The sequence below is a fragment of the Arthrobacter sp. UYP6 genome (genome assembly GCF_040547315.1).
Taxonomy (GTDB): Bacteria; Actinomycetota; Actinomycetes; order Actinomycetales; family Micrococcaceae; genus Arthrobacter_B.
In genome coordinates this window covers 54,350-79,227 of record NZ_JBEPPM010000006.1, presented here as the reverse complement: position 1 = coordinate 79,227, position 24,878 = coordinate 54,350, and the positions used below count along the sequence as shown (strand labels likewise).

Here is a 24,878-nt window from a genome sequence, read left to right as displayed (position 1 = left end):
ACTTTACAAGTGTAGACGATCACCGCTGATTCCGCGAAACCGGGTTACACCAGCGACTCCTGCCAGGCGGCCTGGAGCTTGGCGAACCGGCCGGAGCCGCCGGTGAGCTCGGCCGGGGTGCCGTCCTCCACCACTTCGCCGTTGTGCATGACCAGCACCCGGTCCGCGATCTCCACGGTGGACAGGCGATGCGCAATGATCAGGGCCGTCCGGTTTCCCAGCAGGGTCTTCAGACCGTGCTGGACCAGCCGCTCGCTGGGAATGTCCAGCGAGGAAGTTGCCTCGTCCAGGATCAGCACCGCCGGATCGGCCAGGAACGCCCGGGCAAAGCTGATCAGCTGGCGCTGGCCGGCGGAAACCCGGCCGCCGCGCTTGTTGACGTCAGTGTCATAACCCTCCGGCAGAGCTTCGATGAACTCGTGCGCACCTACTGCCTTTGCCGAGGCGACGATTTCTGCCCGCGTGGCCTCGGGCTTGCCGAGCGCGATATTCTCCGCCACCGAGCCGCTGAACAGGAACGCCTCCTGCGTCACCATCACGACGGCGCGGCGCAGGTCCCGCTGCGTGAGGTCGCGCAGGTCCACTCCGTCCAGCAGCACCGCCCCCTGGGAGGGGTCGTAGAAGCGGGCAATCAGCTTGGCCAGGGTGGACTTGCCGGCACCGGTCTGTCCCACCAGGGCCACGGTCTGGCCGGCGGGGATGTGCAGGTCCATCTGCGGCAGGATCACCGGTCCGGTGCCGTAGCGGAATTCCACGCCGTCAAACCGGATGTCGCCGCGGGCTTCCTTCAGTTCCACCGGATGCTTGGGCGGGCGGACCGTGGGAACTTCCTCCAGCAGCCCGGAGACCTTTTCCAGCGCCGCGGATGCGGACTGGAACGAATTGTAGAACATGGCCATCTGGTCCACCGGCTGGAAGAAGCGCTTGGAGTACAGCAGCAGGGCCAGCAGCGCACCCACCTCCAGGCCGCCGTCGAGCACGCGGAAGCCGCCCGCCAGCAGCACCACGGCCACCGTGGCATTGCCGATCAGTACCAGCCCGGGCTGGAAGATTCCGTTGAGGTTGATGGAGCGGACAGTAGCCACGCGGTAGTCCTCGGCCAGATCGTCGTACTTTTCCGCGTTCACCTTTTCGCGCCGGAATGCCTTGACCGCACGGATGCCCGTCATGGTCTCGATGAAGTGCACAATCAGCTTCGCGGAGGTCACCCGGGAGGCGCGGTAGGCCAGCTGGGAGCGTTTCTGATACCAGCGGGTCAGCAGATACATAGGGACAAACGCCACCAGCATCAGCAGCCCGGTCCGCCAGTCCAGCAGGAAGATACTCACGGCGGTGAACAGCATGTACATGGCGCCGGAGGCCAGCGAACTGATACCGGAGTCCAGGAGTTCGCGCAGCGCTTCCAGGTCCGAGGTCTGCCTGGAAATGATCCGTCCGGATGTGTACTTCTCGTGGAATTCCAGGCTCAGGCGCTGCGTATGCCGGAAGACCCTAAGCCGCAGGTCCAGCAGCATGGCCTGGCTCAGCAGGGCGGTGGCACGGACGTAACCGGCCGTCAGGCCCGCAGCGAACAGGGCCGCCACCAGGTAGGCCACGCCGGAGAGGACCAGCGGCAGACTGTTACCGGCCTGCAGATCCGGCAGGGCATGGTCAATGCCGTAAGCAATGATGGCCGGACCGGCCACGCGTGCGGCCTGGGAGAAAACCACCAGCAGCACGGTGCCGATGAACCGGCCGCGGTTGGGGCGGATCAGCGAGCCCAGCAGGGCCAGGGAACGGCGGCGGACCGCCTGGTTTTCCTCTTTGCCCAGATGGACGGCGTCCTCGCCGGCGGTGCCCAGCCGGGCGCCGGCGTCGTAGTTCGGGTCGGTACCCTTGGTGCTCTTGCCGCTCTTGGCAGGCGTGCCTGAATCTTCGGCGCCGCGGCGGACGGTAAAGCGGCTCATCGGACTATCTCCTCATCATCCAGGCGCGGAACACCGGACGCGCCGGGGCCGCCGTCGTCGTCGTTCCCGGCCATAGGGCCGTCCTCCAGCGTGCTGTCCAGATCTTCGGGCTCCGTGGGCAGGCTGGCGATCACGTAGCGGTAATGGTCATTGTTGGCGAGCAGCTCGGCATGCGTTCCCACGGCACTGATCCGTCCTTCCTCCATCAGGGCCACCCGGTCCGCCAGCGACACGGTGGAGGGGCGGTGGGCGACCACCAGAGTGGTGGTGTCGGCCAGTACCTCGCGCAGCCGGCCTTCGACCAGTTCCTCGGTGCGCACGTCCAGCGCTGAGAGCGGATCATCCATGATCAGCACCGTGGGCCGGGCGGCGATGGCCCGGGCCAGGGCCACCCGCTGACGCTGGCCGCCGGACAGGCTTAGCCCCTCCTCGCCAATGAGCGTGTCAGTGCCTTCGGGAAGTGAATACACGAAGTCTGCCTGTGCCACGTCCAGGGCCTGGGCCAGGAGCTGATCCGCTTCGGCCGCATTGGCCGGCTCCGCTCCCAGCAGCACATTGTCGCGGACCGAGCTGGAGAACAGCGTGGTGTCTTCGAAGGCCACGGCCACAATGGTGCGCAGTTCCTCCACCTCCAGCTGCCGCAGATCGGTGCCGTCGATCCGGATGGAGCCTCCCGTGACGTCGTACAGCCGGGGGACCAGCTGCAGGAGGGAGGACTTTCCGCTCCCGGTGACGCCCACCAACGCCATGGTTTCGCCGGGGCGCAGGCACAGGTCCACTCCATCGATCAGGTCGCGGGTGCCATCCTTGGTGTCCGGGTAGGCGAAGTGCACGTCCTCGAATACCAACTCTCCGCGCACATCGTTCAGGTGCACCGGCCGTTCGGGGTCTTGAATGGAGGACTGCGCGTCCATCACCTCGTAGTGCCGGTCGATCGCCGTTTTGGCGGTGAGGGTCATGGACAGCAGCGGGCCGATCGACTCCACCGGTCCGGCGACGACGGCGGCGGTGGCAAAGAACGCCACCAGAGCTCCGATGCTCAGGCTGCCGTCGGCCACCGCAATAATGCCCACGACAAGGGCGACGGCGAGGGCGGCTTCGGGCAGAAGGGTGACCACCAGGGAGAACTTGGCCAGCGAATTGGCCTTGAACACCTCGGTTTGCCGCAGTTCCTGTGCCTGCTCCTCGAAGGAATCCAGGGCTTCACGGCTCCGGCCAAAGGCCTTCAGTACCCGGATGCCGTGGACGGATTCCTCCACCGTGGTGGCCAGGTCACCGGTCTGGTCCTGGCTTTGGCGGGAAACCTGCCGGTAGAACCGGTTGAAGCGGAACCCGTACACCACAATGGGAACGGCCGCTGCTATGAAGATCAGCGCCAGCACCCAGCTGGTGAAGAGCATGATGGTGAAGCCCACCACCACGGTCAGGGCCGTGACCACAAGCATGATGGCCCCGAACGCCATCCAGCGGCGGACCAGGTTCAGGTCGCTCATAGCCCGCGAGAGCAGCTGCCCGCTGCCCCAGCGGTCATGGAAGGCAACCGAGAGATCCTGCAGATGGCGGTAGAACGAGGTGCGCATCCGCGTTTCCACAGTGGTGGCCGGGGCAATGACGAACTGACGGCGCAGGGCAATGAAGCCCGCTTCCAGGATGCCCAAACCCAGCACGACGCCGGCCGCACCCCACACCGCTGCCGTGGATCCGCCGGGGCTCAGCGAGGTGTTGATCAGGACACGGAAAACCTGCGGAATGGCCAGAGCCATGAGGCTGGCGCCGAGCGCGCAGAAGAATCCGAGGATAAGACGGGGGAGGATGGGCCGCAAATGTGGATAGAGCCGTGAAAGGGAAAGCCACAGTGATGTCTGCGCAGGCATGAAACCTCTTTGAGCGGGTGGAGGGTGCTGCAGCGAGCAGGGCGTCCCTTTGAGGGCTCAATCCTAAGCCTGAGCGCGGTGTGGAATCGATGGGGGTCCGGAGTTTGGTCATCTCCGCGTGGCGGAAGGTGTATCGACGTCGTCGAGTGTCGCGATATGGCAACTTACCCTCGCCGAGAGTAGGGACAATGCCGCTCTGAGGCGCTGGGAAGGGCATCGTCTCGACACTCGGCGGGGCGAAGCGGCAGGAACTCGACACTCGGTGGGCCGGGCGGAAGGCGCCGAGAGTGCGCCGTCGGATGCTCGGCTCGGCTTGGCTGGGATGGGAGGGGATCCGCGGCAGCCGGCGATATCGACGACGTCGAGTGCTGCGATATGGCCACTTACCCTCGCCGAGTGTAGGGACAATGCCGCTCTGAGGCGCTGGGAAGGGCATCGTCTCGACACTCGGCGAGGTGAAGTGGCAGGAGCTCGACACTCGGCCAGATCGCTCAGGGGCTCAGGGGCTCAGGGGCTCAGGGGGGTCAGGGGCTCAGACGGTCAGGTTTCAGGGCAACTGGGCACCTGGACAACTGGGGCAGCTGGGTAAACGGCCAGGCGCCGGACCGGCCGGATGCTCCGAAAGCTAGGAACGGGCAGTGAGCGTCAGCAGCACAGCTTCGGGGCGGCAGGCAAACCGGACCGGAGCAAAGCGGGAGGTCCCGATGCCGGCCGAGATGTTCATGGGCGCGCGCCGGCCGTTGTGTTCCCATACGGACAAACCCTTTGCGAGCCGCGTGGGCAAGTCACAGTTGCTGACCAGCGCCCCGTAGAAGGGAACACAGACCTGTCCGCCGTGGGTATGGCCGGCCAGGATCAGATCAGCGTCGCCGTCGGTGAAGTAGTTGAGGACCCGCTGGTACGGGGCGTGGGCAACCCCTACCCGCACGGTGCGGCTTTCGGCGCCTGATTCCGGTGAGGGGAAGCCGGCATAAACGTCCCGATTCAGATGCGGATCGTCCACTCCGGAAAAGTCCAGGCGGACACCGCGCAGCTCCATCGAATCTCTCCGGTTGGTCAGTCCGGCCCAGCCGGCGTCTTCGAACGCACCGAAGAGCTCGCCGAAAGGCAGCGCGGGTGGTTCTTTGGAGATCTTGGAGGGGCCGGTGAAATACGTCAGCGGGTTCTTGAGCATCGGCCCGTAGTAATCGTTCGAGCCGGGCACATACACGCCGGGGAAACGCATGAGGGGTTTGAGCGCCTCCAGCAGCGGAGGAACAGCGTCCGGATGGCTCAGATTGTCACCGGTGTTCACCACCAGGTCAGGTTCCAGATCGGCCAGCGACTGCAGCCACCGGACCTTGATGTTCTGGTTGGGCACAAAATGGATGTCCGAGAGGTGCAGCACCCGCAGGGGAGAACTCCCCGGCGGAAGGACAGCCACCGCCTCTTCCCGCACACCAAAGAGATTACGCTCAATCAGCGATGCATAAGCCAGGGTGGCAGCGCCAGCCCCGACGGTGCCGCCCGCGACCCAGGCAGCAGAACGCAGGACAGAACTCAAGGAAGAATCAGTCACAGTGTTAGTCGTCGTCGTTCTTCTTGTTGTCCCCGCCCTGGCCGCCGTTCTTGTCTTGGTTCTTCTCCTTGTCCTTGTCGCCGCCTCCGGAGGGGCTGGGGGCGGGAGCAGGCTTAGGCGGGGCGGGGAGGTTACCCATGATGCTGGCAGGCGGGGGAGTGAACGGGTTGGCCTGGTACTGGTCGGGAATCCGGTCAATGAAGTTCTTCCAGGACGGGCCGGCAATCTTGGAGCCGTCAATTTCGGGGTAAACCACACCGCCGATCTGCTTGCCTTCCATCGACCCCTGTTCGTTGCCCCAGACGTGGTTGCCCAGCCAGGAGGCGGTGACCATGCCGCTGGTGTAGCCCATGAACCAGGTCTGGGACCGGAAGTCGTTGGTGCCGGTCTTGCCGGCTACGGGCCTTCCGTTCTGCAGGTAATAGCCGGATCCCTTGGTCATCACCTGCTGAGTGGCGGCGTTGACGCCCTGGGCCACTTCCTTCTTCATGACCTGCTCGCATTTCTGCGGCGGAACCTCGAAGGTCCGTCCGTCCACTGCTGTCACTGAAGTCAGGGCGCGGGGCTCGCACTTGACGCCCTCGGCCGCGAACGTGGCGAAACCGTTGGCCATGGCCAGCGGGGAAGCATCGCCGCCGCCGCCAAAGGACGACGGCGCGTCGACGCCGAGCATCTCATTTTCACCACCGGCGCTCTTGCCGTTGTGGATACCCGAAGCAAAGGCCATTTCCTGGAACTTACACAAATCCAACTGGTTGATTTCGGCCAGCGTAATGGTGTTGAGGGAGTTGGCCAGGCCGTCGATGACCGAAGTGGTCTTGTAGTTGGTGTCGCCGTAATTGATTGGGGTCCACTCAACAGAGTTCACCTTCTTGCCGTCGGGCAGGCAACTGGCATTCCAGGTGTACCCGGCGGGGTAGGTGCGCTTGCTGCCGTCCAGCTGGGCGTTCAGCGTCTTGCCCGCATCCAGCCAGGCCGCCACGGTGAACGGTTTGTAGGTGGAACCCGGCTGGAAACCGCCCATGCCGCCCAGCGGCTTCTCCGGGTCCCCGTCCTGGTAGAGGTCCACGTTGAAGTTCAGCACCGAGTTGCCGTTGCCCTGCTCGGGTGTGTAGCGCGTGTTCTGTGCCATCGAAACGATGTTTCCGGTTGTCGGTTCCATCGAGACCATCGAGTGGCCAATCTCCGGATCGGTGGTGTCCGGGTTGGCTGTCTCATTGACCGCCGTCTGCGCAGCATTCTGGATCTTGGGATTCAGTGTGGTGTTGATGCTCAGGCCACCGCGGTAGAGCAGCTTCTCGCGGTCTTCCGGAGTGGCGCCGAAGGCCTCGTCATTGAGGACCAGATGCATCACGTAATCGCAGAAATAGGGTGCCTGAGCGGCGCCGGTGCAGTTGCTCGGCACCGGAGTGAGGTTCAGGCCCAGATCTGTGGCCACGGCGGCGTCATGTTCTTCCTGCGTGATGCGCCCCTTGTCCAGCATCGCGCGGAGCACCACGTTCCGCCGCTTCAGGGCCATCTCAGGATTGCCGGTGGGGCTGTAGACGGACGGGCCGTTGACGACGCCGGCCAGCAGAGCCGCCTGGGGAATGTTCAGTTCCGAGGCGTCGACGTTGAAAAAATACTTGGCCGCAGCCTGGACGCCGAAGGTGGTGCCGCTGAACGGCACAATATTGAAGTACCCTTCAAGGATTTCGTCCTTGGTCAGCTGCTTTTCCACCGCGATGGCCAGCTTCATTTCGCGCAGCTTGTCACCGTATTTTCGGTCCGCGCTGCCGCTGAGGACCACCTCTTTCCCGTTCTGCAGGTTCGAGTCGATGATGACGTTGTTCACATACTGCTGCGTGATGGTGGAGGCACCGCGGTTGGTGTCGGACGTAATATTCGATGCCAGGGCCCCCAAAATACCCTGCATGTCCACGCCGCCGTGCTCGTAAAAACGGTCGTCCTCAATGGCCAGCATCGCGTCGATCATGGTGGGGGAGACCTGGTCCAGCTTGATCGGCTGGCGGTTCTCCTCGTAGAGGGTGGCAATCAGTGACCCGTCATTGGCGAAGATCTTTGACGGTTCAGCCAGTGCTCCGGCCTCAAGTTCCGACGGCAGATCATCGAAGAACTGGAGGGATCCGGACGCGGCCGTACCCGCGGCGGCGGCGGCGGGAACCAAGAGTCCCGCGGCCAAAACACCACACAGGGCACTGACGCCAAAGAACGCGACAATCTTGCCCAGAGTGGTAGCCGTGTCAAAAAGGGGTGATTTGCGAGCTGCCATGCGCATCAGTCTACAAGCACGCGTTAGTCTTTGGATTATGAGCAAATGGGAATATTTCATCACGCCGCTTCCTCTTCACACACCGGGAGCTGTCCTTAACATGCACGGCGAAGAAGGTTGGGAACTGGTCCAGATCACTCCGGCCCCTAACGGCACCGGTGCTGTGGCCTATATGAAGCGCGAGAAATCGCAGTGACTGAGCTGACCGGGGCAGTTTCGGCCGTGGAGCGGAGGCTGGCGGAGCTGGGCATTGACCTGCCCGACGTCGCAGCACCCGTGGCCGCGTACGTGCCCGCTGTAGTCACCGGCAACTACGTCTACACCTCCGGCCAACTGCCGTTCGTCTCCGGCGTGTTGCCCGCAGCCGGCAAAGTTGGAGCGGAGGTGTCGGCGGAGGACGCCGCAGCCTACGCAGCGACGTGTGCCGTCAACGCGCTGGCCGCCATCAAGGCCCAGATCGGAGATCTGGACCGCATCAGCCGCATCGTTAAGGTGGTGGGCTTTGTGGCATCGGAGCCCACCTTTACCGGGCAGCCGGCCGTCATTAACGGTGCTTCCGATTTGTTGGGGAAGGTCTTCGGCGAGGCGGGCACACATGCCCGTTCCGCCGTCGGGGTGGCTGTGCTGCCGCTGGATTCCCCCGTCGAGGTAGAAGTGATCGCTGAATTTGCCTAGTTCCTCCCTTCGGCTTTTCCCGGTTCCCCCGTATCTTCGGGGAGCCGCGGAAAGCTGGCTTGAACACGGTGACCGCACACCGCGCAAACCCCGCCTGGCATCCTCCGTGGTGCTGGTGCGGGATGCACCGCGCGGCACCGAAACGTACCTGGCCTATCGGCGCGGAGAGTCGCCGCTGGGTAAAGTGGCTTTCCCCGGCGGCAGCATTGATCCGGGCGACGACGACGCCGCTACCTGGTTCGGCCCGACCCCGACAGCGTGGGCCAAGTCCTTCGGCATCGACGATCCCCGCCTGGCCCGGCGGCACGTGGTGGCAGCGATCCGCGAACTGTTCGAAGAAACCGGGATCCTGCTCGCCGGCCCCGACGAGTCAACGCTGCTGGAAGCCAACCGCGGCCCCGAATGGATGGCTGCCCGGGCCGCGATCGCCAGCGGCGACTCGTCCTTCCTGGATCTGCTGACCCGCCGCGGCCTGGGGTTGCGGACCGATCTGCTGCGCCCGCTGTCCAACTGGCAGACCGCCGACTTCGCCCTGCGCCGCTTCGACACCCGTTACTTTGCGGTGGTTCAGCCGCTGGGCCAGGAAGCCTCGCTGCTGGAGGGCAAAGGAAGCTGGGGGCAGTGGCGCTCCGCTGCGGAGGAAATAGCCGCCCGGAACACTACCGCCCTGGGTGATGAGATCGGGCTCCCGGACACAGTGGGGCTCACCCTGTCCGAGCTCACGGTGCCGCAGGTGGAACTGGTGCTGGAAAAACTGGCCGGCGCCCGGGGCTGCATCGCGTACCTGGCCTCGCGCCGCCCCGCCGCTGTCTTCCAGCCCGAACTGGTGCAGAACGACGGCGGCTATTGGCTTGCAGTGCAGCTCAGCGGCGTCGGGGAAGGGTCCGCACAACGCGGACGCTGACCCGCAGCCGGAACTTTCCAGGCTTAAACGAACGCAGGCTTAAAGAAAACGACGGCGCCGCTCCCGGTAAAGGGGAGCAGCGCCGTCGTTCGCCGTACGGGCCGAAAAGACCTAGCGTGAGCGCTGGCGCAGCCGCTGCACATCCAAAATGACCACGGCGCGGGCTTCCAGACGCAGCCATCCGCGCTGCACAAACTCGGCCAGGGCCTTGTTTACTGTTTCGCGCGAAGCGCCCACCAACTGGGCCAGTTCTTCCTGGGTCAGCTCATGGGCTACCAGAATGCCGTCAGTGGCAGGCCGGCCAAAACGGTCCGCCAGATCCAGCAGTGCCTTGGCGACACGGCCGGGAACGTCCGAGAAGACCAGGTCCGCAAGGGACTCGTTGGTGCGGCGCAGCCTGCGGGCCAGGGCCTGCAGCAGCTGGACCGACACCTCCGGACGCGTTTCCAGCAGTGCCTTCAAATTTTCGTGCCGCAGTCCGGCCAGACGCGTTTCGGACACCGCGGTGGCGGTGGCGTTGCGCGGGCTCGGATCAAACAGTGCCATTTCGCCGAAGAGCTCGCCCGGGCCGAGGATGGCCAGCAGGTTCTCGCGGCCGTCCGGGGCCGAGCGCCCCAGCTTGATCTTTCCGGACACGATGAAATACAGCTGGTCGCCCTGATCGCCTTCGCGGAAAACTGATGCTCCGCGCGAAAGGTCGACCTCGGTCAACTCATCGGTCAGAGCTGCGAAGACGTCGTCTCCCAATGAGGCGAACAGTGGCGCACGGCGCAGTACCTCGATATCCATGAAATCTCCTGTAAATAGTTGTCCCTTCTATTATCTTCTCGCACTACGGCCCCATGTGACACCTGTAATAGCGTTGTTCGCCCACGGATGATAAAAAGGACGCCCCGGCGAACTGCCTTCTGCGCTGCTGAACGGACCGCGTCCCCAGCTTGGACCGCTAAACTCGGGAGGCAGGGACCGCCTCCGGGCAGCCCCTCAGAGACCCCTATAAACCGTACTTGGAGCTGTTTGTGCTCGGATTTTCGCTGCTTGACATCATGCTGCTGTTGGCGCTGTTGTTCTACCTCATCGCCGGCCTGCGGAATGGCCTGGTAGTGACGCTGGGCGGCATTGTGGGCTTTGTGGCGGGGGCTGTTGCCGCGTTCTTCGCCATCCCGCTGGTCACCTCCTGGGTGCCCGACGACGGGTGGCGGCTGACCGCTGTCATCGCCACCATTGTGGTGCTGGTCCTGGGCGGCCACGCCGCGGGAGCCGCTCTGGGCGGCGGAATCCGGCGCTGGCTGAACTTTCCGCCGCTGCGTTTTTTGGACCGGCTGCTCGGGGGCGCGGTGAACATGGCGGTGTCCGCCGTGATCATGTCCATGCTCGCGTTTAGCGTCAACACACTCGGTGTCCCGTTCCTCTCGCAGCAGATCACCTCGTCAAAGGTGCTCAGTAGTATTGATGCGGCCACACCGGACCGGATCAAGACCTGGACCGCGGAGGTGCGGTCCTTCACCCTGGCTGAGGGCCTGCCGACCATCCTGGACAGTGCTGCTCCGGATACCGTTGTTGCTCCCGACCAGGCGCTCTCCTCGGAAGCACTGCAGGTTTCCTCCAAATCCGTGGTGAAAATCACCGGGACGGCGTACCAGTGCGGGCAGAACCAGACCGGCTCAGGCTTTGTGGTTGCCGATGACCGAGTGATCACCAATGCCCATGTGGTGGCCGGCGTGTCCCAGCCTGTGGTACAGGTTCCGGGCAGCGGTGCACTTCCGGGTGAGGTGGTCTACTTCGACAGCGCCCGCGATCTGGCGGTGCTGGCGGTGGACAATCTGGATGCCGAGCCGATTCCGCTGGGTGAGGCCCTGCCCAACGGCACCACCGCCGCCTTTGCGGGGTACCCGGCCGGCGGGCCGTTCCGGCTGCAGGCAGCCAACGTGGAACGCCTCTCCGATGTCTCCGTCCGTAACATCTACGGCTCGTCCCCGGAGGTGCTGGAGGTGTACACCCTCGCCGCGAATGTTCAGCAGGGCAACTCCGGCGGGCCGCTGCTGGATATTAACGGCCAAGTGGCCGGCGTGATCTTTGCCAAGACCACCGGCGACCAGCCGATTGGCTACGCGCTGTCCCTGAGTGAACTCGGACCGGTGGCCGATGCCGCCGCCGGCTATTCCGATCCGGTCTCTCCCGGACAGTGCATCTCAGGCGAGTAGACCGGGCCGGTAGCGCCTTTTTCGCCGCGCGGTTCCGGCTACGCCTGGGCTTCACCATCCAGCCGGGCGGCCAGATAATTCACCGCCATGCCATAGCCGGTGATCCCGGCGCCGCAGATGACCACGTCCGCCACCGCCGACACATAGGAGTGGTGGCGGAATTCCTCGCGCCGGTGGATGTTGCTCAGATGAACCTCGACCACCGGCAGCCCCACGCCGGCGAGGGCGTCGGGGATGGCCACCGAGGTGTGGCTGTACGCCGCCGGGTTGATGATGATCGCGTCCGCCAGCCCGGGAGCTCCATGGATGGCGTCGATCAGGTCCCCCTCATGGTTGGACTGGATGCAGTCCACGGTCCAGCCATGGGACTCGGCGGCGCGCATGGCGAGGACCTCGACGTCGTCGAGCGTGTCCGTGCCGTAGACTTCCGGCTCCCTGGTTCCCAGGAGATTCAGGTTGGGGCCGTTGAGGATCAGCAGGTTGCGGGTGCGGGGAGCAGTCATGGCTTAACTATGCGCCAACCGGTTCGCGGATGGCCGTCTCATCGCGGCGGCGCGTCATGCGGCCAGCCGCCGTTGCACCGGCGATGGTCACCACGGACATCAGTGCCAGTACGACGCCGGGATGCCACCACGCGCTGTCCGTCGCCTGTGCGAAGGCGGAGGTGATGGCCGGAGTGAAGCCGGCGAGGATGCCCGCAAAACTGTAGGCCAGGGACAGGGCCGTGAAGCTGGTGCGCGCTGGGAAGAGGTCGGCCATCAGTCCGCCCAGTGCCGCCCAGGCGGCGGTGGGGGCGATCCCGCCGATGAGGATGGTGAGGATATAGGTGGTCTGGTCCGCTGTGCTGATGAGCCAGTACAGCGGGAAGGAAATGAGGAGCGTGGCTACGGCGCCGGCGGTCACCATGCGTGCCGAGCCGATCTTGGTGGCGAGCCAGCCAAACGCCGGAATGGTGGCCAGCTGCAGGACCGATCCCACCAGTGCGGCGTTGAGCACGGTGGTGCCGGACAGGCCCAGCTGTTCGGTTCCGTAGGCCTGGGTGTAGGTGGTCATCAGGAAGTAGGAGCCGATGCCCAGCAGTGACGCGGAGGTGGCGACCAGGACGGCCAGCCGCTGGGTCTTCAGGACGTCCAGCACCGGAACACGGGGGACGTCCTGGTGTCCGGCGACGTCCTTGAAGACGGGGGTTTCCTCGATGGCGAAGCGCAGGTACAGGGCAATGGCCATAAACGGGAAGGCCAGCAGGAACGGCACCCGCCACAGCCCGGCCTCCATGGTTTCCTGCGAAACGTTGGTCAGCAGCAGGAAGATGCCGGTGACCATGATGGTTCCCACCGGGGAACCGATCTGCGGAATGGCTGCGTACAGGGCGCGCTTGCGGGGTTCTGCATGTTCGGTGGCGATCAGGATGGCTCCGCCCCATTCCCCGCCTACGGCCAGGCCCTGCAGCAGCCGCAGCGTGACCAGCAGCGCCGGGGCCCAGATGCCAATGGTGTTGTAGTCCGGCAGCAGGCCGATCACTCCGGTGGCGGTGCCCATCAGGACAATGGTCCAGATCAGGGACTTCTTCCGGCCGATGCGGTCCCCAAGATGACCGAAGATGACGGCGCCGAGCGGGCGGGCAATAAAGCCGATGCCCAGGGACAGGAAGGACAGCAGGGTGCCGATCAGCGGATCGACCTCCGGGAAGAAGATCCGGTTCAGGATCAGGGCCGCTGCGGTGCCGAAGACGTAGAAGTCATAGGACTCCAGGGCCGTGCCGACAAAGGATGCGCCGGCAACCTTGCGGGCCATGCGTCGCGAGTGCGGCGACGACACCTGTGGGACGGCGGAGACTGAGGTGGACTCTGATGGTGCGGTGCTGGATGTGGACACGAGCACTGATTCTGCTACCCCGGGCACTCCGGTGCCAACTCAAGGAGTCTGAGGTCACGTCGGTGCGGCAGTCAGCACACTCTCGGTCAGCTCAGTGCATGCTCGAGAATGGCCCGTCCGCCGCTGATCAGGGCATCGGTCACTCCGGCCGGGTCAGCCACATATCCGTGGACCATTGCGCCGTCGCGCAGCATCAGCAGCTGGTCGGCGAGGGTATCCGGGTTGAGGGCTCCCAGCTGTTCCAATCTTCCGCGCACCTGCGCGTGGAGCCAGTTCCGGTGCTCACGGACAACAGTCCTCACCGGGGAGCCGGCATCGGGAAACTCGGCGGCGGCGTTGATGAACGGGCACCCGCGAAAGCCCGGAACGCAGGTTTCTTCGCCCATGGCAGTGGCCAGTTCCAGCAGACCCGTGCAGGGATCGGGGTCCAGGTTTCCGGCGGCCGCCCTGATCCGCTCCGACTGGGCCCGGAGATAGGCCACCACCAGGTCTTCCTTGGTGCGGAAGTGGCGGTAGAACGTCACCTTGGTGGTTCCCGCTGCCGCGATGATCCGGTCCGCACTGACGGCACGGATGCCTTCGGTGTAGAAGAGCAGGGCGGCGGCATCCAGAATGCGGGCGCGGACCGGCGGCTGGGCGGACATGGATCCTCCTGGGTTGCACAATGCGGCAAAGACGCGTTTACTTGGGGCCAAGTAGACGTACTAGTTAGTCTACCTGATGTCCCCACTTGAAGGAGTTGCCATGAGCGCTTTGTACACCGCAGTTGCCACAGCGTCCGGAGACGGCCGCAACGGAGAAGCCCAGACCAGCGACGGCCAGCTGAAGGTTAACCTGGCCACTCCCAAGGAAATGGGCGGAGCCGGCGACGGAACCAACCCGGAGCAGCTCTTCGCCGCCGGCTACGCGGCCTGCTTCCTGTCCGCGCTGAAGATGATTGCCCGCGCGGAAAAGGCTCCTATCGCCGATGCCGCCATCACCGCTGATGTCAGCATTTACAAGCAGGAAGTCGGCTTCAAGCTCGGCGTTGCCCTGCATGTGGAAATGTCCGGTGTGGACCAGGCCACCGCCGAGAAGCTGGTGGACGCCGCACACCAGGTGTGCCCGTACTCCAATGCCACCCGCGGCAACATTGACGTGGAGCTGGACGTCACGGTCGGCTAGCTCAGCTCCCACCTCGCGAACTGACAGTAGGTGCCCTTCCCAGCGCTGGGAAGGGCACCTACTGTCAGTTCGGCGGGGGTGGGGAGGCGGGTTAGCTGCGCATCGACTCGGCGATCTGCTGCATGACCGTGTTGTCAGCCAGAGTGCTGGAATCACCGGCCTCGCGGCCCTCGGCCACATCCTTGAGCAGCCGGCGCATGATCTTGCCGGAGCGGGTCTTGGGCAGCTCCGGCACCACCAGGATGTGCCGCGGCTTGGCGATCGGGCCGATTTCCTTGCCCACATGGTTGCGCAGGGTGGTGACTATGTCGTCGTCGTCCTTGGCACTGCCGCGCAGGATCACAAACGCCACCACGGCTTCACCGGTGGTGTCGTCACGGGCGCCGACGACGGCGGCCTCCGCCACCGAGGGATGGCTCACCAGGGCGGACTCAATTTCCGTGGTGGAGAGCCGGTGCCCGGACACATTCATTACGTCATCCACCCGGCCCAGCAGCCAGATGTCGCCGTCTTCGTCCTTCTTGGCGCCGTCGCCGGCAAAGTACATGTTGTCGAACCGGGACCAGTAGGTTGCCTTGAAGCGCTCCGGGTCGCCCCAGATGCCGCGCAGCATCGCCGGCCACGGTTCCTTGATCACCAGGAAGCCGCCGGAGCCGTTGGGCACGGACTCGCCCATCTCATCGACCACGTCAATGGAGATGCCGGGCACCGCCACCTGCGCGGAGCCGGGCTTGGTGGCCGTGACGCCGGGCATCGGCGCGATCATGTGGGCGCCGGTCTCGGTCTGCCACCAGGTGTCAACGATCGGGGCGGGGGTTTCCTTCTTGCCGCCGTTGGCGCCGATGACGGTCCGGTACCACATCCAGGCCTCGGGGTTGATGGGCTCGCCCACGGAACCCAGAACCCGGATGGAGTCCAGATTGAACTTGCCGGGTATGTCCCGGCCCCATTTCATGCAGGTACGGATGGCGGTGGGGGCGGTGTACAGAATGGAGACCTTGTACTTCTCCACCAGTTCCCACCAGCGGCCCTGGTGCGGGGTGTCCGGCGTGCCCTCGTAGATGAGCTGGGTGGCGCCGTTGACCAGCGGCGCGTAGGTCACGTAGGAGTGCCCGGTCACCCAGCCGATGTCAGCGGTGCACCAATACACATCGGTTTCGGGTTTCAGGTCAAAGGTGTTCAGGTGCGTGAAAGCCGTCTGCGCCAGGTAGCCGCCGGTGGTGTGCAGGATGCCCTTGGGCTTGCCCGTGGTGCCGGAGGTGTAGAGGATGAACAACGGATGTTCGGAGTCATGCCCCACCGCTGTGTGCTCGGCGCTCGCGGTGCCGACGGCGTCGTCCCACCAGACGTCCCGGCCCTCGGTCCACTGAACCGGTTCGCCGTTGCGCCGAACCACCAGGACGGCGCTGACCGTGTGGCCTTCCTTCACCAGCGATTCGTCCACGGCCGGTTTCAGGGCGGTGGGCTTGCCGCGGCGGTAGGAGCCGTCTGCAGTGACAACGAGCTTGGCTTCGGCGTCGTCGATGCGATTGCGCAGCGCGTCGGCGGAGAACCCGCCGAATACCACCGAGTGGACCGCTCCGATCCGGGCGCACGCGAGCATGGTGATCACGGCTTCGGGAATCATGGGCAGGTATACGGCCACCCGGTCACCCTTGGATACGCCCAGGGCTTCGAAGGCGTTGGCAGCCTTCTTGACCTCTTCGGTGAGCTGGGCGTAGGTGTAGGTGCGGGTGTCGCCGGGCTCGCCCTCAAAGTAGATGGCCACCCGTTCGCCGCGGCCTTCCTCCACATGGCGGTCCAGGGCGTTGTACGCGGCGTTGATCTTGCCGCCGACGAACCACTTGGCAAACGGGGCGTCGGACCAGTCCAGCGTCTGGGTGAAGTCCTCGTCCCACGTCAGCAGGCGCCGGGCCTGGCGGGCCCAGAATTCCGGCCCTTCGGCGGCTGCCTCGTCATAGAGCGATGCCTTGGCCACCGCATGGGCGGCGAAATCCGCGCTCGGCGGAAAGCTGCGCCCTTCATGGAGTAGGTTCTCCAGTGCGTCGCCGTGTTGCTTGACGGGGGACTGTTCAGACATCGTGAACCCTTTCGCTAGCTGTATGCCCACGGTCCAGCCCGAATCGAGGGCTGCCGTAGCGTTGGAACCACCCTATCGCCGATCACGCACAGGTGTGTTAACCGTCACATGAGCGCCCGGCAACGGGGGTATTTGTGCGGTGAGCGGTAGATCACGGCCGGTGTGCCTGCGGCAGTTCGGCTAGTCTGCGCTGCCGGTGTTGACTAGGCTGTGCAGGGAAGCAACCGCTTTTTTTACCGTGCATGCGGCCCGCGCCTGCCGTGGACCGCAGCTACGTTGCCGGCCCGCAGGCGGCGGTCGTGAATGGAGAAACGTAAATGAACCAGCCCCCCGTTGAGAACGATGCCCGAACGGCGGCCGGGACCCCGGCACCGTCGGACAGCCATTCCGCCAGCGAGGACAACGCCCGGACGGCTGTCCTGGGTCCGTTCGGCCTGCGTGACACCGTTGTGGGTGGTTCGGTCCTTCTCATGCTGGTGGGTTCCCTGCTGCCGTGGAACTTTGCGTTCGGCCTGGAGGCCACCTTCTGGTCGCCGCTGACGCCGTTGTTCTTCCTTGGCATCGGCATCATCCTTCCGCTGCTCGTCGCCGGACTTTTTGCTGCCCGCCGGATGGCTCCCGAACTGAAATACCGGATTGGGTCGCTGTCCGTGGACCAGTTCGGATCCGTAGTGGCAGTCCTGGCCCTGGCGTTCTTTTTCCTGCAGGTGGTCAACGACTTCACCATCGGCACCCTGGTGACCCTGATCGGCGCGCTGGGCCTGGTGGCTGCCACCACCCTTGCCCCGCATATCCCGCCCTTCTCCCACGAATTTGACGAGCGCCCCGCGGCACCCGCCCACGTTATGGCCCGTGACGCCGTTCGCCTGGCCCGCCGTCCTGCCCGCCCCGCAGCGCAGAAGGACCCGGAGACCAACGCCGCGCATGGATCCGCCGGTGACGCCGCGTCCGACGCTGACGCCAAGCCCGCAGATTCCCGTCTCGCAGGAAAAGAGAAGGGGACAGGCAAGCTGGCTCCGACCGGTTTGTTCGGCCGCAAGGCTGACGACGGCGTTCCCGAGGCGGACGCACCGGCAGTCAACGGAATCCCGGCAGATGCTGAAACTGCGGATGCCGCAGGCGCCTCAGCCGTGTCCGAACCTGCCCGCGCCCAGTCCGCCCCCAGCGAGCCGGCCCGGACAGAGTCCGCTGCTGACAAGGTCATCTCCTCCGCCCCGGCGCCCGCCGCTGCGGCGGCCCCGAGCAGCGAGGATGCTCTCGCGGCCACCACGGTCAACCCGGTGATCCCGGCGAAGCCTTCCGAGGCGGAGCCTGCCACGCAGGCCTCGGCCCAGGTGCCGGCGGCGTCGTCGGGCAGCGATTCCATCAGCGCCACCCGTGAAGAATCCGAGAACGTGGTTGAAGCGTTCTGGTTTGCCGTGGGCACCCCGCGTCAGATCGTGGACGAGCGCACCGGCTTGCCGCTGTTCATGTTCCACCCCGGCGACTGGGAGCTGGGCCTGGAAGACCGCGGACACGAATTCCTGGTACAGGACAAGCGCACCGGCCGCATCGGCGTGCTGCGGGACCTGAGCAACATCGAGCGCGTCGGCGAAGATTCCGGCGACTAATCCCGCACCGCTCCAAAACCGAACCGGCGCAACAGAAGGACACGAGGACGTGGTTAAGGCAACCGGGAGTGATCCCTCCCTGCTGGCCCGCAAACGCAGGGCGCGGAAGATCAACCGGCTGCTCGGGGAGCTGTACCCCTATGCCGTGGCCGAGCTGGACTTCACCAATGCCTTTGAGCTGCTGGTGGCCACCGTCCTGTCCGCTCAAACCACTGACATCCGGGTCAACGCGGTCACTCCCGTGCTTTTTGCCCGCTATCCGGACGCCAAGGCGCTGGCCGAGGCGGACGAGATGGAGCTGCAGGAACTGATTCGTCCCACCGGCTTTTTCCGGGCCAAAGCGGCCAGCATCAAAGCCCTGTCCAACCGGCTGGTGGATGAGTACGACGGCGAGGTGCCTCACACGCTCGAAGAGCTCGTCACGCTGCCCGGTGTGGGTCGGAAGACGGCCAACGTGGTGCTCGGCAATGCCTTCGGCATTCCCGGTATCACCGTGGACACCCATTTTGGTCGGCTGTCGCGGCGCTTTGGCTGGACGACTGCCAAGGACCCGGTGAAGGTCGAGGAGGATGTGGCTGAGCTGTTTGAGCCCAAGGACTGGACACCACTGTCCAACCGGGTGGTTTTCCACGGCCGGCGGGTTTGCCACGCCAAAAACCCGGCTTGCGGCGCCTGTGCCGTCGCCGTGCTGTGTCCCTCCTACGGCGAGGGTGAAACCGATCCTGAAAAGGCGAAGAAGCTGCTCAAGTATGAGCTGGCGCCCGGACGTGAGGAGCTGCACGCCCGGATGATGGCCACGGAAACCCGCGCCCAGTTGCGGGCCGCCGGCTACGGGCTTCAAGCATGAGCGCCTACGCCGATCTGCGGGAGCTGGGAGTCTCAGCCTCAGCGCGCAGCACCAGCTTTGATGCCAACTTGGAGCTCCTGCGCCGCAGCGTGGATCCGGCCACGGCCCGCCGTGCCGCCGTGCTGGTCCTCTTCGGCAACCTGGATGACAAACCCGCGCATTTCCGCACCGCGGGGGTCCCCGAGGAGCTGGATGTGCTGCTCGTGGAACGGGCCGCCACCCTGAACGACCATCCCGGTCAGGTGGCTTTCCCCGGCGGTTCCGTGGACCCGGTGGATTCCGGTCCGGTGGACGCCGCCCTGCGCGAAGCGCGGGAGGAAACGGGGCTGGACCCGGCCGGCGTCGTCGTGCTGGGAACGCTGCCGGAGGTGGGCCTGCCGGTCAGCAACTTCCTGGTGACTCCCGTTCTGGGCTGGTGGGACCGGCCCACCCCCGTGGATGTGGTGGATTACGGCGAATCGGCGTCCGTGTTCCGGGTGCCGGTGGCGGACCTGCTGAACCCGGAGAACCGCCGCACTGCGGTGATAACGCATGGCCGTACCACCCACCGTTCGCCGGCGTTCCTTGTAAACGGCGTGCTGGTGTGGGGGTTCACCGGGATCATCCTCCACGGGGTGCTTTCGGAACTGGGCTGGACCCTTCCCTGGGACGAAAGCCGGGAGATCGTTCCGGAGCTGTAGTTCAGCCGGGCTTAGCTCGGCGCGAGCGCGTCCGTCAACGCCGCGTACGTTTCCTCGATGGCACCGTGTGTGCTGTGGATAAGGGTCGCCGAGGGGCGCCTTGACAGTCCTGCCACAAGAGCGTCATACATGGCCTCCAGCAGCAGTGGGCCGCCGCCCTGGTCCACAATTTTCCGAACCTGGTCATGCCACGGGAGGTTCTCGTCTGAACCACGGTTAGTGAAGCGGGTGAGGGAACGTCCTTTGGTATCCAGAATGACAATTTCGCGGAAGCTGCTGCCGGTCTCCTCAGCGAGGCCCCGCAAATCTGCGATCTCATGATCCAGGTCGAAAAACTGCGGCATGATGACGTTGCGTCCCACTGCCAGATGGGTGGCGGCCATACTTCTCACGATAGGCCGGACCAGCTCTCCCGCTGACTGGAAGTCCTGTTGCCATCCGCCGATCAAACAGCGCACCTGATCAACATCCAGGTTCAACGTGCCGGGGTGGCGGTCGGCGAACAGCCTGGCCAACGTTGACTTTCCGATTCCGGGCGGCCCGTTCAGCAGGATCAGATCAGGCATTGCCGCCCCTTACCTCAACACGTGTCGGCGAGGGCACCGGCGACTGGAGGACGGTCACGGCCAGCTGAACGCGGTTAGTCACCTCAAGCTTGGTGAAGGCATTGGCGATGTGGGTTTTCACCGTGGCAACGCTGACAAAGAGCTCGGCACTGATTTCCGTGTTGGTCAGGCCGCGGGCCACGGCTTGGGCGACGGCCCGCTCCCGCTCACTGAGAGCCGCGAGCGGATTCCGCGTGGTGGTCGGTTCCGCAGACGAGGAGGCCGCTGCCGCGACGATGCGTTTGAGGACCCCGGGAGAGAAGCGCAGGTTGTCGGCCGCGGCGGCGCGGACGGCGGAGACCATGTCCGCGGGGGCGGTGTCCTTGAGCAGGAATCCGCTGGCACCGGCACGAAGTGCGGACAGGATGAAATCATCGGTGTCGAATGAGGTCAGGACAATGACCCGGGGCGGCTGCGGCGCCGCCGTGATGCGTTGCGTGGCGGCGATGCCGCTCAAGCGCGGCATGCGGATATCCATGAGGACGACGGCGGGCCGCAGCTTGGCCGCGAGCTGAACGGCGGTTTCGCCGTCGCCCGCTTCACCGATGATGGCAAGATCCGGCGCCCCGTCGAGAATGAGCCGCAGCCCGGCACGGATGAGGGGTTCGTCGTCCACAATCAGGACCTGCAACGGGTCCGCGCTCACCAGGGAACCTGGACCGTGGTGGTGTAGACCCCGCGCTTCAGACCCGGAGACCGGGTTGCTCACCGTCACGGTAATGTCCTGTCCGGGTGCACCGGTCAGGGACACTGTGACCGGATGGCCGGGGGCGTGTTTCTGGGCATTGGTAATACCCTCCTGAGCCACCCGATACAGGTGGCGGGAGGTGGCGTCGACGGGGGAATCCGCCCCGGTCCCCAGCAGCGGCGGATCGATGCTCAGCGTGATCGCGGTGCCGGCGGCCCGGGCTGCCTGCACCAGTGCCGGAATGGACTCGATAGTGGGCTGGGGTGCAGTGTCCGCGTCTTCCTCACGTAGAACCGTCAGCACCGTGCGCAGTTCTGACGCGGCCATATGGGCGGTCTCGCGCAGGATTCCGGCCGTGGAACGGATGGTCGCGGGGTCCAGGTCGGTTCGGTATTCCAAGGCGCCGGCATGCATGCTGATCAGGCTCAGGCGGTGCGCCAGTGTGTCGTGCATTTCCCGCGCGATGCGGGTCCGCTCGGCCAGCCGCGCCTGATCCGCTCGAGCATTCTGCTCCCGTCGGGCGCTGTCCGCTTCCTGCCGGAGGGACACGATCAAAGCCCGGCGCTCTCCGCGGTTCAGTCCGATCAAGATGAGAACGAGCAGCCCGCCCAAGGCAATCAGGAAAACCCACCCGCTCTCGACGGGGTCAACCGGGTTGACGAGGAGGTCGGCACCCACCGCTGCAGCAAAAACCAGCACAGTGGCGATAAGGGCGCGCCGTCGCCGCAGCGCTGCGATGCGCACAATGCATAGGCAGGCGGCAGGGAAAGCCAGGGTGGAAAATCCGCTCAGGGCAATAACGGCCAGTCCGGCGCCCACCGGTGCCCGGCGCAGGGCGAGGGGAAGGAGTCCGACGGCGGTCAGGCCCAGCATGAAGTCCAGGAACATACGTCCGATGTAGGAATCCGGAATCGCTTCGCCGTCGGGCGGCAATGATGCGCCGTGGACCACCAGGAAGATCAGGACGCCGACGACGGCGGCGCCGACGGTGATTCCTGTGATCTTCCAGGCGCTGGTGTGTTCTTTCGGGGGCGGCATTTCATTGATCCTAGTGAGCGCGGTGTTCGCTCCACAATTGGCCGAAAGCATGAGATTCATTTAGCGCGATGGCCCGCGCTTGGGGCCAAACGGCCGAAGCGGAGTGCGGAGCCGGGTGGTGAAGCTGGGAGCATGACTTCATCTGCTGATCATCCGGCTGCTCCGCACGCTGTGACCCCGGCCCGTCCCTCTCCCGCCTCTCCGTTTCACCGTCTGGCACGCTCTCAGGCCGGCTACCGTTGGTGGCACCCCCTGACGAGCGTGCTGGTGGCGCTCGTCATGTTCTGTGTCCTGACGCTGCTGGCGGTGGGCGCGACGGCGGTGCTGGGGATCTTTGTTCCGGGCGTTACCGCGACAGTGGAGGGGGCGCTATCCCCTGAGTCGGATCTCGGTGACCCGGGACAACTCGCCGTGCTGCTCGGAGGTGTTTGCCTGCTCTGGCCGGCGGTTGCCCTGGGAGCGCGGTGGGGAGGCAGGCGCCCCGCCGGAACGCTGTCCTCGGTCACCGGTCGGCTGCGCTGGCGCTGTTTTCCCAAGCCGCTGGCCCTGGCCGCCGGCCTGTTTGTGGCCACGAATGCCCTCAGCCTGCTGCTGCCGGCTTCTGCCGGGCCGGGCGTCGGGCTGGGCGCAGGGATATCCGCCGGGAACGGCAGCTCCGGAAACCTCTGGCTTCTGCTGCTGGTGGTCCTGGCGTTCGTTCCGGTGCAGGCTGCCGCTGAGGAATATGCCTTCCGCGGTTTACTGATGCAGGGCATCGGATCCTGGCTGCGTCATCCGGCCTTCGCAATCCTGCTGCCGGTTCCACTGTTCGTCCTGGGCCACGATTATGGGTTGGTCGGACAGATTGATGTAGCTGCCTTTGCAGTTGCGGCCGGGTGGCTCACCTGGCGGACCGGCGGACTGGAAGCAGCCATCGCGCTGCACGTCATCAACAATGTGGGAGTGTTCGGTCTGGGCGCGGCCGGCTTCGGTGACATCAATGCCACAGACCTGCCGCCCGCGGCCCTGCCGTTTTCGCTGGCCTTCCTGCTGGCCTATTCGTTGCTTGTGATTCGCTGGTTTCCGGCCCCGGCCGCGGTCCCGTCGCGGACAACGGAGCGTTACTTGGCCTCGGCGTAGGAATCCACGGTCACGGCCACCACCGGAAACTCCAGCGGAATTTTTCCGAACAGCAGGCGGGTGGCTGCCGCGGCGGCCTCGGTCACCAGGGCGCTGACTTCCTCGGCCCGGTCCGCCGGCACCTGGAGCATCACCTCGTCATGCAGGAAAAAAACCAGCTGCCCGGCCGGTGCGGCCGCCGAGGCAACCCGGACCCGCCGTCGTATTTCCGCCAGCCAGCACAGTGCCCATTCCGCGGCGGTGGACTGCACCACAAAGTTGCGGGTGAACCGGCCCTGGGACCGGGCCAGGGAATCGGCGCGCCGCTGTTCCTCGGCCGAAGCGGTTTGCTGGGCACGCAGCCAGCGCTCCGAGACCGGCGGCGAGCTGCGGCCCAGATGGCTGCTGACCACCTTGCCGGCTTCCCCGGCCCGGGCGCCGCGCTCAACGACGTCGATGGCTTGGGGATAGGACCGGGTCAGGGCGGGCATCAGCCGGCCGGCCTCACCGGAGGTGGCCCCGTACATGGCGCCAAGCATCGCCATCTTGGCCAACGCCCGGTCGCCGTTGAAGTTCTGGTCCGCGATGCCCTGATACAGGTCCTTGCCGCGCGCCGCCGCAGCCAGCGCATTGTCCTGGCCCAGGGCTGCGAGCACCCGCGGCTCCAGCTGCGCGGCGTCGGCGACGATCAGGCGGTGGCCCGGATCCGGACGGACGGCATCGCGCACGTACTTGGGGATCTGCAGGGCACCGCCGCCGCGGGAGGCCCAGCGTCCGGACACCACTCCGCCCACCACGTACTCGGGCCGGAACCGGCCGCCGTCCACCCAGGCATCCAGCCAGGTCCAGCCGTTGGCGGTGAGCAGCCGCGAAAGCCGCTTGTATTCCAGCAGCGGGGCAATGGCGGGGTGTTCGTGCTGCTGCAGCTCCCAGGACCGGGTGGTTTTCACTTCGATGCCGGCGCGGTGCAGGGCGCGCAGAAGTTCCTGCGGCGAGTCCGGGTTGAAGCCGGGATTGGCGAGCTTGTCCCGCAGCTCGGCCGCCAGCTGTTCCAGCCGCACCGGGCGTTGCCCCTCGGCGGGCCGCGGTCCCAGCTCGTGCTCGAGCATGGCTTCGTGGATGTCCCGGCGCCAGGGAAGTCCGGCGTGTTCCATTTCCACGGCAATCAGGCCGCCGGCGGATTCGGCGGCCAGCAGGAGCGCCAGCCGGCGGGGGGAGGAGGACCCGGCGACGGCGGCGAGCTGGGCCTGCAGCTCGGCCACCTGATCCTCCAGCGACGGGCCGCGTGTGCCGGCCAGGGAGTCAAACCCCTCGAGTTCCTCAAAGAGCGAGCTTTGGTTGGGCGCGGGCTGCACGGGCAGCAGTTGGCGGGGGAGCAGGTCCGTGTCCTCGCCGGTCGCTTCGGCGCGCAGCTTCTCTAGATAAGGGGAGGCCGGCGCGGCTTCGGAGAAGCGCAGGATGCCGCGGACCAGTACCAGGTCGTGGCTGCGCTCCACGCTCACACCGGCGTCCAGCAGGCGGGGATAAAGCTCCCGGGTGCCGGCGAACACCCAGCGGACCTTCTGCGCCCGGTCCTCGTAGTCACTCACCACGGCGGCCAGGAGGGAGGGCTCGACGACGGCGGGGGGCGCGGTGGGCTGCCCGGCGTCGTCGGTCTCCTGCAGCAGCAGGGACCCGGCGGCAGCGGCCGGTCCGGCGGCGGTGAGGACAACATACATGGTTCCATTGTCCCCGCTGCCGCAGGGTGCCCTGCCCGGCCC

The 24,878-nt window shown here is 65.6% G+C and carries 21 protein-coding genes; 9 read left to right on the top strand and 12 right to left on the bottom strand.

The genetic code is table 11. From position 1 onward, the window contains the following. Positions 1-44 precede the first annotated feature (44 nt). The 4 genes from ABIB35_RS06875 to ABIB35_RS06860 form a co-directional block, all read right to left on the bottom strand. On the bottom strand, positions 45-1,946 hold the full coding sequence (locus ABIB35_RS06875; protein WP_354180003.1) for an ABC transporter ATP-binding protein: 1,902 nt from the start codon (positions 1,944-1,946) through the stop codon (positions 45-47). Further along, a complete protein-coding gene (locus tag ABIB35_RS06870) occupies positions 1,943-3,820 on the bottom strand; it encodes an ABC transporter ATP-binding protein (protein ID WP_354180002.1) in 1,878 nt (625 codons plus the stop codon). The genes ABIB35_RS06875 and ABIB35_RS06870 overlap by 4 nt, the downstream gene beginning before the upstream one ends. A 625-nt stretch (positions 3,821-4,445) precedes the next feature. Continuing rightward, complete coding sequence (locus ABIB35_RS06865; RefSeq protein WP_502915743.1) at positions 4,446-5,378, bottom strand: metallophosphoesterase; 933 nt, start codon at positions 5,376-5,378, stop codon at positions 4,446-4,448. A 4-nt stretch (positions 5,379-5,382) separates the two neighbouring features. Continuing rightward, entirely contained in the window at positions 5,383-7,650 is a 2,268-nt protein-coding gene (locus tag ABIB35_RS06860; protein ID WP_354180000.1) for a transglycosylase domain-containing protein, read from the bottom strand. 37 nt (positions 7,651-7,687) lie between these two features. Between ABIB35_RS06860 and sp36 the strand changes: the two genes are divergently transcribed. From sp36 to ABIB35_RS06845, 3 genes are read left to right on the top strand one after another with little or no spacing between them, the layout of a single operon-like run. Beyond that, positions 7,688-7,846, top strand: coding sequence for a Sp36 family protein (sp36, locus tag ABIB35_RS06855; protein ID WP_146067190.1), 159 nt, complete (start codon positions 7,688-7,690; stop codon positions 7,844-7,846). After that, positions 7,843-8,325: a RidA family protein gene (locus tag ABIB35_RS06850; RefSeq protein ID WP_354179998.1), complete on the top strand. Its 483-nt coding sequence runs from the start codon at positions 7,843-7,845 to the stop codon at positions 8,323-8,325. The genes sp36 and ABIB35_RS06850 overlap by 4 nt, the downstream gene beginning before the upstream one ends. Next, positions 8,318-9,229: an NUDIX hydrolase gene (locus ABIB35_RS06845; RefSeq protein ID WP_354179996.1), complete on the top strand. Its 912-nt coding sequence runs from the start codon at positions 8,318-8,320 to the stop codon at positions 9,227-9,229. Before ABIB35_RS06850 ends, ABIB35_RS06845 begins: the two co-directional genes overlap by 8 nt. Before the next feature lie 111 nt (positions 9,230-9,340). Here the strand turns inward: ABIB35_RS06845 and ABIB35_RS06840 are convergent, their stop codons facing one another. Continuing rightward, on the bottom strand, positions 9,341-10,018 hold the full coding sequence (locus tag ABIB35_RS06840; protein WP_354179994.1) for a Crp/Fnr family transcriptional regulator: 678 nt from the start codon (positions 10,016-10,018) through the stop codon (positions 9,341-9,343). Positions 10,019-10,248: 230 nt separating this feature from the next. Here ABIB35_RS06840 and ABIB35_RS06835 point away from each other — a divergent pair, with 230 nt between their 5' ends. Further along, positions 10,249-11,433: a MarP family serine protease gene (locus tag ABIB35_RS06835; protein ID WP_354180151.1), complete on the top strand. Its 1,185-nt coding sequence runs from the start codon at positions 10,249-10,251 to the stop codon at positions 11,431-11,433. Between the two features lie 38 nt (positions 11,434-11,471). On the opposite strand, the gene aroQ is transcribed toward ABIB35_RS06835, so the two are convergent. The 3 genes from aroQ to ABIB35_RS06820 form a co-directional block, all read right to left on the bottom strand. Then, positions 11,472-11,936: a type II 3-dehydroquinate dehydratase gene (gene aroQ, locus ABIB35_RS06830; protein ID WP_354179993.1), complete on the bottom strand. Its 465-nt coding sequence runs from the start codon at positions 11,934-11,936 to the stop codon at positions 11,472-11,474. A 7-nt stretch (positions 11,937-11,943) separates the two neighbouring features. Next, entirely contained in the window at positions 11,944-13,308 is a 1,365-nt protein-coding gene (locus tag ABIB35_RS06825; protein WP_354179992.1) for an MFS transporter, read from the bottom strand. Positions 13,309-13,394: 86 nt separating this feature from the next. Next, positions 13,395-13,952, bottom strand: coding sequence for a TetR/AcrR family transcriptional regulator (locus ABIB35_RS06820; RefSeq protein WP_354179990.1), 558 nt, complete (start codon positions 13,950-13,952; stop codon positions 13,395-13,397). 100 nt (positions 13,953-14,052) lie between these two features. On the opposite strand from ABIB35_RS06820, the gene ABIB35_RS06815 reads away from it, so the two are divergent. Continuing rightward, positions 14,053-14,472, top strand: a complete 420-nt coding sequence (locus tag ABIB35_RS06815) for an organic hydroperoxide resistance protein (RefSeq protein WP_354179988.1) — start codon at positions 14,053-14,055, stop codon at positions 14,470-14,472. 91 nt (positions 14,473-14,563) lie between these two features. Here the strand turns inward: ABIB35_RS06815 and acs are convergent, their stop codons facing one another. After that, positions 14,564-16,552 (bottom strand): acetate--CoA ligase, encoded by a 1,989-nt coding sequence (gene acs / locus ABIB35_RS06810; protein WP_354179986.1) that lies wholly within the window; start codon positions 16,550-16,552, stop codon positions 14,564-14,566. 317 nt (positions 16,553-16,869) lie between these two features. Here acs and ABIB35_RS06805 point away from each other — a divergent pair, with 317 nt between their 5' ends. The 3 genes from ABIB35_RS06805 to ABIB35_RS06795 are packed head-to-tail and all read left to right on the top strand — an operon-like array spanning position 16,870 to position 19,689. Next, the gene (locus tag ABIB35_RS06805; protein ID WP_354179985.1) at positions 16,870-18,162 is read left to right on the top strand and encodes a hypothetical protein; all 1,293 of its coding nucleotides are present in this window, start codon (positions 16,870-16,872) and stop codon (positions 18,160-18,162) included. Positions 18,163-18,211: 49 nt separating this feature from the next. Continuing rightward, positions 18,212-19,009: an endonuclease III gene (gene nth / locus ABIB35_RS06800; protein WP_354179984.1), complete on the top strand. Its 798-nt coding sequence runs from the start codon at positions 18,212-18,214 to the stop codon at positions 19,007-19,009. Continuing rightward, complete coding sequence (locus ABIB35_RS06795; protein ID WP_354179982.1) at positions 19,006-19,689, top strand: NUDIX hydrolase; 684 nt, start codon at positions 19,006-19,008, stop codon at positions 19,687-19,689. The genes nth and ABIB35_RS06795 overlap by 4 nt, the downstream gene beginning before the upstream one ends. 11 nt (positions 19,690-19,700) lie before the next feature. On the opposite strand, the gene ABIB35_RS06790 is transcribed toward ABIB35_RS06795, so the two are convergent. Both ABIB35_RS06790 and ABIB35_RS06785 read right to left on the bottom strand, forming a co-directional pair. After that, positions 19,701-20,255, bottom strand: coding sequence for an AAA family ATPase (locus ABIB35_RS06790; protein WP_354179981.1), 555 nt, complete (start codon positions 20,253-20,255; stop codon positions 19,701-19,703). Beyond that, positions 20,248-22,020 carry a response regulator gene (locus tag ABIB35_RS06785; RefSeq protein ID WP_354179979.1) on the bottom strand — a complete coding sequence of 591 codons (1,773 nt, stop codon included), beginning with the start codon at positions 22,018-22,020 and terminating at the stop codon, positions 20,248-20,250. Before ABIB35_RS06785 ends, ABIB35_RS06790 begins: the two co-directional genes overlap by 8 nt. Before the next feature lie 132 nt (positions 22,021-22,152). On the opposite strand from ABIB35_RS06785, the gene ABIB35_RS06780 reads away from it, so the two are divergent. Next, positions 22,153-23,139, top strand: a complete 987-nt coding sequence (locus ABIB35_RS06780; protein WP_354179977.1) for a CPBP family intramembrane glutamic endopeptidase — start codon at positions 22,153-22,155, stop codon at positions 23,137-23,139. Here ABIB35_RS06780 and ABIB35_RS06775 read toward each other — a convergent pair. Then, complete coding sequence (locus ABIB35_RS06775) at positions 23,121-24,836, bottom strand: bifunctional 3'-5' exonuclease/DNA polymerase (RefSeq protein WP_354179975.1); 1,716 nt, start codon at positions 24,834-24,836, stop codon at positions 23,121-23,123. The two genes, ABIB35_RS06780 and ABIB35_RS06775, sit on opposite strands and share 19 nt — an antisense overlap. Positions 24,837-24,878: the final 42 nt, after the last annotated feature.

What these genes read in the sequence shown, in the direction of transcription:
- ABIB35_RS06875 (WP_354180003.1), bottom strand. Translation starts at nt 1,946, where the DNA reads ATGAGCCGCTTTACCGTCCGCCGCGGCGCCGAAGATTCAGGCACGCCT.
- ABIB35_RS06870 (WP_354180002.1), bottom strand. Translation starts at nt 3,820, where the DNA reads ATGCCTGCGCAGACATCACTGTGGCTTTCCCTTTCACGGCTCTATCCA.
- ABIB35_RS06860 (WP_354180000.1), bottom strand. Translation starts at nt 7,650, where the DNA reads ATGGCAGCTCGCAAATCACCCCTTTTTGACACGGCTACCACTCTGGGC.
- sp36 (WP_146067190.1), top strand. Translation starts at nt 7,688, where the DNA reads ATGAGCAAATGGGAATATTTCATCACGCCGCTTCCTCTTCACACACCG.
- ABIB35_RS06840 (WP_354179994.1), bottom strand. Translation starts at nt 10,018, where the DNA reads ATGGATATCGAGGTACTGCGCCGTGCGCCACTGTTCGCCTCATTGGGA.
- aroQ (WP_354179993.1), bottom strand. Translation starts at nt 11,936, where the DNA reads ATGACTGCTCCCCGCACCCGCAACCTGCTGATCCTCAACGGCCCCAAC.
- ABIB35_RS06820 (WP_354179990.1), bottom strand. Translation starts at nt 13,952, where the DNA reads ATGTCCGCCCAGCCGCCGGTCCGCGCCCGCATTCTGGATGCCGCCGCC.
- ABIB35_RS06815 (WP_354179988.1), top strand. Translation starts at nt 14,053, where the DNA reads ATGAGCGCTTTGTACACCGCAGTTGCCACAGCGTCCGGAGACGGCCGC.
- acs (WP_354179986.1), bottom strand. Translation starts at nt 16,552, where the DNA reads ATGTCTGAACAGTCCCCCGTCAAGCAACACGGCGACGCACTGGAGAAC.
- ABIB35_RS06805 (WP_354179985.1), top strand. Translation starts at nt 16,870, where the DNA reads ATGAACCAGCCCCCCGTTGAGAACGATGCCCGAACGGCGGCCGGGACC.
- ABIB35_RS06795 (WP_354179982.1), top strand. Translation starts at nt 19,006, where the DNA reads ATGAGCGCCTACGCCGATCTGCGGGAGCTGGGAGTCTCAGCCTCAGCG.
- ABIB35_RS06790 (WP_354179981.1), bottom strand. Translation starts at nt 20,255, where the DNA reads ATGCCTGATCTGATCCTGCTGAACGGGCCGCCCGGAATCGGAAAGTCA.
- ABIB35_RS06785 (WP_354179979.1), bottom strand. Translation starts at nt 22,020, where the DNA reads ATGCCGCCCCCGAAAGAACACACCAGCGCCTGGAAGATCACAGGAATC.
- ABIB35_RS06780 (WP_354179977.1), top strand. Translation starts at nt 22,153, where the DNA reads ATGACTTCATCTGCTGATCATCCGGCTGCTCCGCACGCTGTGACCCCG.
- ABIB35_RS06775 (WP_354179975.1), bottom strand. Translation starts at nt 24,836, where the DNA reads ATGTATGTTGTCCTCACCGCCGCCGGACCGGCCGCTGCCGCCGGGTCC.